At 45.8% G+C, this 6,652-nt stretch carries 5 protein-coding genes; 3 read left to right on the forward strand and 2 right to left on the reverse strand.

Annotation, left to right across the window (positions count from 1 at the left end; all coding sequences use genetic code 11):
- Position 1: 1 nt before the first annotated feature.
- Positions 2-2,740, reverse strand: a complete 2,739-nt coding sequence (locus tag FFM70_RS01555) for a cation-transporting P-type ATPase (RefSeq protein WP_137615100.1) — start codon at positions 2,738-2,740, stop codon at positions 2-4.
- Between the two features lie 295 nt (positions 2,741-3,035).
- Between FFM70_RS01555 and FFM70_RS01560 the strand changes: the two genes are divergently transcribed.
- Both FFM70_RS01560 and FFM70_RS01565 read left to right on the forward strand, forming a co-directional pair.
- Positions 3,036-3,521 carry a GNAT family N-acetyltransferase gene (locus tag FFM70_RS01560; RefSeq protein WP_137615101.1) on the forward strand — a complete coding sequence of 162 codons (486 nt, stop codon included), beginning with the start codon at positions 3,036-3,038 and terminating at the stop codon, positions 3,519-3,521.
- A 186-nt stretch (positions 3,522-3,707) separates the two neighbouring features.
- Complete coding sequence (locus tag FFM70_RS01565) at positions 3,708-5,450, forward strand: hypothetical protein (protein WP_137615102.1); 1,743 nt, start codon at positions 3,708-3,710, stop codon at positions 5,448-5,450.
- A 62-nt stretch (positions 5,451-5,512) separates the two neighbouring features.
- Here the strand turns inward: FFM70_RS01565 and FFM70_RS01570 are convergent, their stop codons facing one another.
- Positions 5,513-5,707: a PspC domain-containing protein gene (locus tag FFM70_RS01570; RefSeq protein ID WP_137615103.1), complete on the reverse strand. Its 195-nt coding sequence runs from the start codon at positions 5,705-5,707 to the stop codon at positions 5,513-5,515.
- A 311-nt stretch (positions 5,708-6,018) separates the two neighbouring features.
- Here FFM70_RS01570 and FFM70_RS01575 point away from each other — a divergent pair, with 311 nt between their 5' ends.
- Entirely contained in the window at positions 6,019-6,441 is a 423-nt protein-coding gene (locus FFM70_RS01575) for an Hsp20/alpha crystallin family protein (protein ID WP_137615104.1), read from the forward strand.
- The last annotated feature ends 211 nt before the right edge of the window (positions 6,442-6,652 follow it).

The raw sequence follows: 6,652 nt of genomic DNA on the forward strand, positions 1-6,652 counted from the left end.
TTTAATTCAAAGCTTCGTCACGGTCAATGAACCTAAATCGGATAAATTTCCCAATTTCGGTAACAATCAACACGATAATTCCGGCGATGATTGGAATTCCCCAACCGTACCAGAAATTAATGCTCGTCGTATGGAAAACGGATTGCATGAATGGAAGGTAGATAATTCCCAGTTGTAATACGATCAGAATTCCAATAATGTAGAAAGCCATCTTGTTCTGGAAGAAGTACTTGGAAATGACCGGATGATCATTCCGCAAGTTAAACAGATAGAAAATCTTCCCAAAGATAATGATGTTTAAGGACATGGTGCTACCGACAACGTTCGGCAAGCCGAGGGCCGTCAAGTAGTCGTAAGCGAAAATGCCTAAACCAGAGATTAGCAAGGAGACGTAGACGATTTCAAACGAATCCAGCTTGGATAACAGTCCAGCTTTGACGTTCCGGGGTCCGCGCGCCATGATACCGGCTTCGGGTGGCTCGAAAATGAACGCGAACTGGATGGTCAATGCTGAAACCATGTTAATCCAGAGCAACTGGGTCGGGTAGAGTGGTAACTCGTGCCCCATCAAAATACTGATGATGACCACTAAGCCTTCTGCGAAACTGGTTGGTAGTAAGAAACGAATCGTTTTCCGAATATTGTCGAAGACGTGGCGACCTTCACGGACGGCGGCCACGATATCGGCAAAGTCGTCATCAGCCAGTACCATGTCGGCCGATTCCTTGGCCACTTCAGTCCCTTTGATCCCCATGGCAACCCCAATATCGGCTTGCTTCAAGGCAGGCGCATCGTTGACCCCGTCACCAGTCATGGAAACGACATGATCATTGGCTTGTTGGGCACGCACGATCCGTAATTTATTTTCAGGCGTTGCGCGGGCGAAGACGTTATAGTCATCGATCTTAGCTTTCAACTGTTCGTCATCTAGGGCGTCAATTTCTGGCCCAGAGATGGCTTTAACGTTGGGTGCCAAGTTCAATTTGTTAGCAATAGCCATCGCAGTATCTGGATGGTCACCGGTGATCATTTTAACTTCAACCCCGGCCTGACGCAGTTCCGCAATGGCAGCGGCGGCTTCTTCACGTGGTGGATCAATGATACCGACCATCCCAGCGAGTTCCAAGCCACCAATTGACTTGGCATCGATCGTGTCGACCGTCTCGTCAACGACTTGATAGGCGAGGGCGACGACCCGTAAACCTTCTGAGGTTAAATCGGCCATGGCGTGTTCCCAGTAGTCGGGATTATGTGCTTGGTTGGTTAAACGAAGTACAGTTGCAGGCGACCCTTTGACCATCAATAATCGTTGCCCATTTAAATCAGCGAGTCGCGCTGAAAAACGGAAGGCCGAGTCAAAGGGAAGCGAATCCACTTCAGCGACTTCAGGGTCATGACCGGTCATCTTACGATAAAGGGTCGTCAAGGCCCCATCGGTCGGTTCCCCAGTTAATTCCCAACGATTATTTTCAAAATGGAGTTGCGCATCCGTCGTTTGACCGGCGATATTCACGAGCCATTCCATACTCTTATCTTGGTGCCAGTCCATTGTTTTACCGTTGAGCTTTAAAGCGCCATCAAAGTTCACGCCACCATTGTCATCATAGCCGACACCGGTCACATCAAAGAAATGGTGCGGGGTGACGACTTTAGTAACGGTCATTTCATTTTTGGTTAAGGTCCCAGTTTTATCGGTATTAACGATATCGACGGCACCTAACGTTTCAACCGCTGGTAAGGACTTCACGATGACGTTTTTCTTCGTCATTTGGCGGGTCCCCATGGCTAAAACGACAGATGTGCTAGCTGGTAAACCTTCTGGCATTGAACCGACGACCATCGTAATGACCGCAATCAGTAAGGTTGGCAAGCTATACGTATGCATAACCATTCCTAATAGGAATAACAGGACGGCGGCGACGACAATCGCAATGGATAAGCCAAAACCGAGCGAATTTAAGTTACGCATCAATGGCGTTGGCTTGTTTTTGACTTCACCAACAGATTGTTGGATATGACCAATTTCGGTTGCTTCGGCAGTCGCCGTGACGACTCCGTAACCAGAACCGCTAGTCACGGCAGTTGAGGCGTAGACCATATTCAAACGATCAGCGAGCGCTAGTTTGGTGTCGGCCATCGGTTCTTCGATTTTTTCGACGGGAGCCGTTTCACCCGTTAGGACAGATTCTTGAACACTTAAGTTATCGGCGGCAATCAACCGCATATCAGCGGGTACCGCATCCCCAGCTTCCAAGTTGACTAAATCACCCACGACTAAATCGCGAGCGTCAACTTCGAGCTTTTGACCATCTCGGATGACGAAATTTTTTGAAATCAGCATTTCACGAATCCGTTCCAAAGCGTTCCCAGCTTGTCGTTCTTGCACATAACCAATAATGGCGTTGGCAATAATGACTAAGCCGATAACGATTGAGTCGGAATACCGGTGCATGAAGAAGGTCATGACAGCGGCCGCGGCTAAAATATAAATAATGCTGTTATTAAACTGCTTGATGAACTGAACGAAACAGGAAACGCGTTTCGTTTCGAGTTCGTTCCGACCGTCTTGTTGTAAACGGTGCTCAGCTTCAGCGGTGCTCAACCCGTTTTCTGGGTCAGTTTGGTACTTCGCGGCTAAAGTTGGTTCATCAAGCTGCCACAAATTAGGGTCATCCGGTGGCATGGCGTCTTGGTCGGCCGCTTCTGTATGGGCCGACTGCTGGGTATTATCATCTATCATTAAAAAAATCACTCCTGTTTATATAGTTTTAGGTTTAACGGTTTGGTTCGGTAAAGTCTCGGCGTTTATTCCGAATTAAGGAGGCCAATTTCGCCACATCCCTTCCAGTTTGTTGTATTGTTAATTATTATTATAAACGAATATTAATAACTGATGTTATAAAAATGTTTGACATTTTTATTACTGATTATGACGTTAATTGCAATAGCGTATCAGATCTAAAGTTAAAAGTCGCTATTTTGACTGCCAGACTGGTCTAAAACAGTGATAAAACGAGTGAATAGGGGTGACAAAGTTGTCAGAAATTGAAATACGGTATTCCACTGAAGCTGATTTACCAGGGCTATTTGCCATTGATCAGCAAATCTGGAATTCGAAAAATAGCCCAGGTCCCATTTTGGCGCAAACGCTAACGGCGTATGCCACTAATTATCCAGTCGGTAGTCAGTTGGTGGCAGTCGCCGGCACGCAGGTTCTTGAGATGATCTCGTGGAACCCGTTACCGCCATTTGTTTCTGCCCGGTTTACATGGGATATTGGGATTGGTGTTGCAACTGCGGCACAGCATCAAGGCGTGGGTCAACAATTGATGCGTCGATTGAAATTAGAAGCCCAGCAACGTGGCATTCATCGAATTGAGTTAAACGTTTTGTCAACGAATCCGGCGGCTCGCCAATTTTACGCGCAACAAGGGTTTCAGGTTGAAGGGGTCAGCCGAGGGGCGTTTTATCTCGACGGTCAGTTTGTAGATGATTACAGTCTGGCGATTTTATTGGACTAATTGTCGCACGTTTCGGCCATCATAATAAAGAGGTAGCCGTTCAGAATTAGTTAAAATTTCTGAACGGTTATTTGTGTTTCTTACCAGTCTTTTTGGCTAGTTTCCGAACGAATTGTATTCATAACCGGTCGGATTAGTTGCCATCGTATACTAATCCTAAGCGGTTTTAGTGAGGGGGCTAAAGCAATGACTTGGGAGACAGTTAAGCGATGGCAACGCCCAGCTTTCGGACTAGCATTGGGATTAGGGCTAGCTGGTGTTTCAACGTGGATTGCATTTCATGGGGGCTTTTTTGCCATCAATAACGATGGTGAGATTCATCTGGCGCGGATGGAGTCAATTTATCAGGCAATACATGCTGGGCGGTTACCCAGTTTAGTGAATTTTATTGGCTATTCGCATCGTGGGACGGCGATGAACGCGATGTATCCCTGGTTGACGACCCTGATTTTTGTGGCGCCACGGCTCTTAGGGGCTAATCCGATGGCGGCGTTGGCAGTGGGCTTCTTCCTATTGAATACAGTAACGCTAGCCGGCAGCTATTTGTTAGCTCGTCAGTTGACCCGTTCAGAATTAGGTCGTTGGCTAGGCGTTATGGTGTATCAGTTCAATGCGTATCATTTCCAATTGATGTACACACGGGTCGATCTGGGGGAGGCATTAGGCTATGCTTTTTTGCCGTTGATCATGCTGGGCTTGTTTAAAATTTGGCAGCGTGATTGGCGAGGAACATTATGGCTCGGCTTAGGCATGGGACTAGTCGGTAATTCACATTGGTTATCGCTATTACTGTTTACAGGAACGGTCATGGGGCTTGAAGTGATTCGATTGTGCCAAGGCCGAATCGACTGGTTTGAGTTGCGGTCACTACTAATGAGTGCTGGGCTGGCCTTGATTTCAGCGAGCTATTCGTTAGTTAATAGTTTAACTTGGATCAGCCATAATCGGATGGTAACGCCAACGCCGAGCTTAATTCCATTGGATCCGACCACAGTCTGGACGCGACTACTGCAAAATGATTTCTCTGAATCAGCAAACGGTACCCATATTGGTTTGGCGGCCAGCCTGATTTTGTTGTTACTGGTCAGCCGATTATTCTCTGCGACTAGTGGTCCTTGGCGTGGCTGGATTGTCGGGGCAGCAGCATTATTAGTTATTGCACAAAATTGGTTACCATGGCGGGATCTCGCAAATACACCACTACAGTTATTGCAATTTACGATGCGCCTGCTGACACTAGTCGCGATGGGACTCATGATTGGCGTCGTATTGTATTTTGAACAGACCAGGTTGCCAACTCGACTGACAGTTTGGGCTTTAAGCGGCTTTTTAATTGTGATTGCGTTAACGGGAGTCGCTCAGATTCGTGAGCAAACGCAGACCGCAGAACAGTGGGCTGACCGACAACCACTAACGAGTGGTCAACAAACGCGCATTATTAAGGATGATCGCCACTACTTAACGACGCATAATTATCAAGCTGATTTGGATGCCATGACGATGGCGGATTATATGTTGAAGAAGACTGATCTGACGAATGTGCCAGTTATTACCAACGCCGAAAAGCAGGACTTACCAGTCGCTAGTCGGTTAAACAAATTGGCAGTTGCCTTTGATAGCCAAGCGGCCGCACAATTTCAATATCAGTGTGCCAATGATGAGCAGGTTCGTTTTAGCAGTAATCAGAAGCACGCCAAGCTTGTTAAACTCCCGGTAGTCGGCTATCATCACGTCAATTATCAGGTCAAGGTGAATGGTCGAACTGTACCATATCGGCGTTCACAAGGTCAGCTACTCGCAAGATTAGCAACTGGTCAGAATCAGGTGACGATTTCGGTGGCGCATAACACTAAACATGGTTGGTGGCTGTGTTTAAGCGTGCTGGCAACGTTAGCGCTGGTAGTTGGACTCGTTTGGTTACGACATTAAAAAATGAGCGTTAATGGCTGGATTCAGCACTTAACGCTCATTTTTGTTTCACGTGAAACATTTTAATCTTCAATTGGGTCCTTCATCAGTAACCAAAGAACCAGATAGGCAATAATTCCTGGGAACATTGGTGTCACGGCTAAAATGACGAAAATGATCCGAGTAAGATTGGTATTCCAGTCAAAATGTTCAGCAATCCCGCCGATGACCCCAGCGATAACGCGATCATTTCTAGAACGGTGAATATTAATTTTCATGGGAAATCCTCCTTTATTTAAGCTAAGTGTAGCGTTTTCAGTCGCCGACGTCCACTGAAACAATTATGCTTTTGGTGCCGGAAAGGGGTGGTCGGTCAAAATGGTGGTGTAGTAACCGATTTCGGCTAATAGCTAAAATTAATCGGATCGAGCCATAGCTTTAGCACTATATACGTTAGAGTGCTAAATTCTTGAATTCTTCACCAGAGCTGTTAAGATATTAGTTGAAGGTCAGGAAAGGTCAAACAATATTTGACCGCCACGACCCGGTATAACTAGCCAGTAACTATTTTTGAAAGGGGATTGTGATTATGGCTAATGATTTAATGACTCGGAATGGTTTTGGTATGATGGATCCATTTGAACGGATGGCACAACGTTTGTGGGCACCATTTGATGATAGTGAACAAGTTTTGAAGACGGATATCAGTGAAACCGATGATCAGTATCAAGTTAAAGTTGATATTCCAGGTATCGACAAACAAGATGTGAAATTGGCTTATCGCGACAACCTGCTTTCAATTAAAGTTCAGAAACACAGCTTTGTTGATCACAGTGATAAAGATCAAAATGTTGTCATGAATGAACGGCACGAAGGCACGCTTCAACGGGATTATATGTTACCCGATGTTGAGGCTGATAAAATCCAAGCGTCCCAGACGGATGGTGTTTTGACGATTACATTGCCAAAGTCTAAAGATGTCACCGGTGATGGCAAAATTGAAATTAACTAATTAGAAACGGATCCGTCGATTTGGCAGCCTTGGCCGAGTCGACAGATCAGGTTCTGATGAAAAAAAGTCCCACGATTAGCAAACAATGCTATAGTCCCCTTAAGGTTGACAGATGAAAAACTATAATTCATCTATCAATCTTAAGGGGATTTTATTATGCCTAGAACTAAGTTTACGCCACACAAAAAAATAGCCATCATTCAAGGGTTAG

It is taken from the genome of Lactiplantibacillus nangangensis (genome assembly GCF_005405065.1).
Classification (GTDB): Bacteria; Bacillota; Bacilli; order Lactobacillales; family Lactobacillaceae; genus Lactiplantibacillus; species Lactiplantibacillus nangangensis.

Coding starts and splice junctions, on each gene's coding strand:
- FFM70_RS01555 (WP_137615100.1), bottom strand. CDS start 2,740: ATGATAGATGATAATACCCAGCAGTCGGCCCATACAGAAGCGGCCGAC.
- FFM70_RS01565 (WP_137615102.1), top strand. CDS start 3,708: ATGACTTGGGAGACAGTTAAGCGATGGCAACGCCCAGCTTTCGGACTA.
- FFM70_RS01570 (WP_137615103.1), bottom strand. CDS start 5,707: ATGAAAATTAATATTCACCGTTCTAGAAATGATCGCGTTATCGCTGGG.
- FFM70_RS01575 (WP_137615104.1), top strand. CDS start 6,019: ATGGCTAATGATTTAATGACTCGGAATGGTTTTGGTATGATGGATCCA.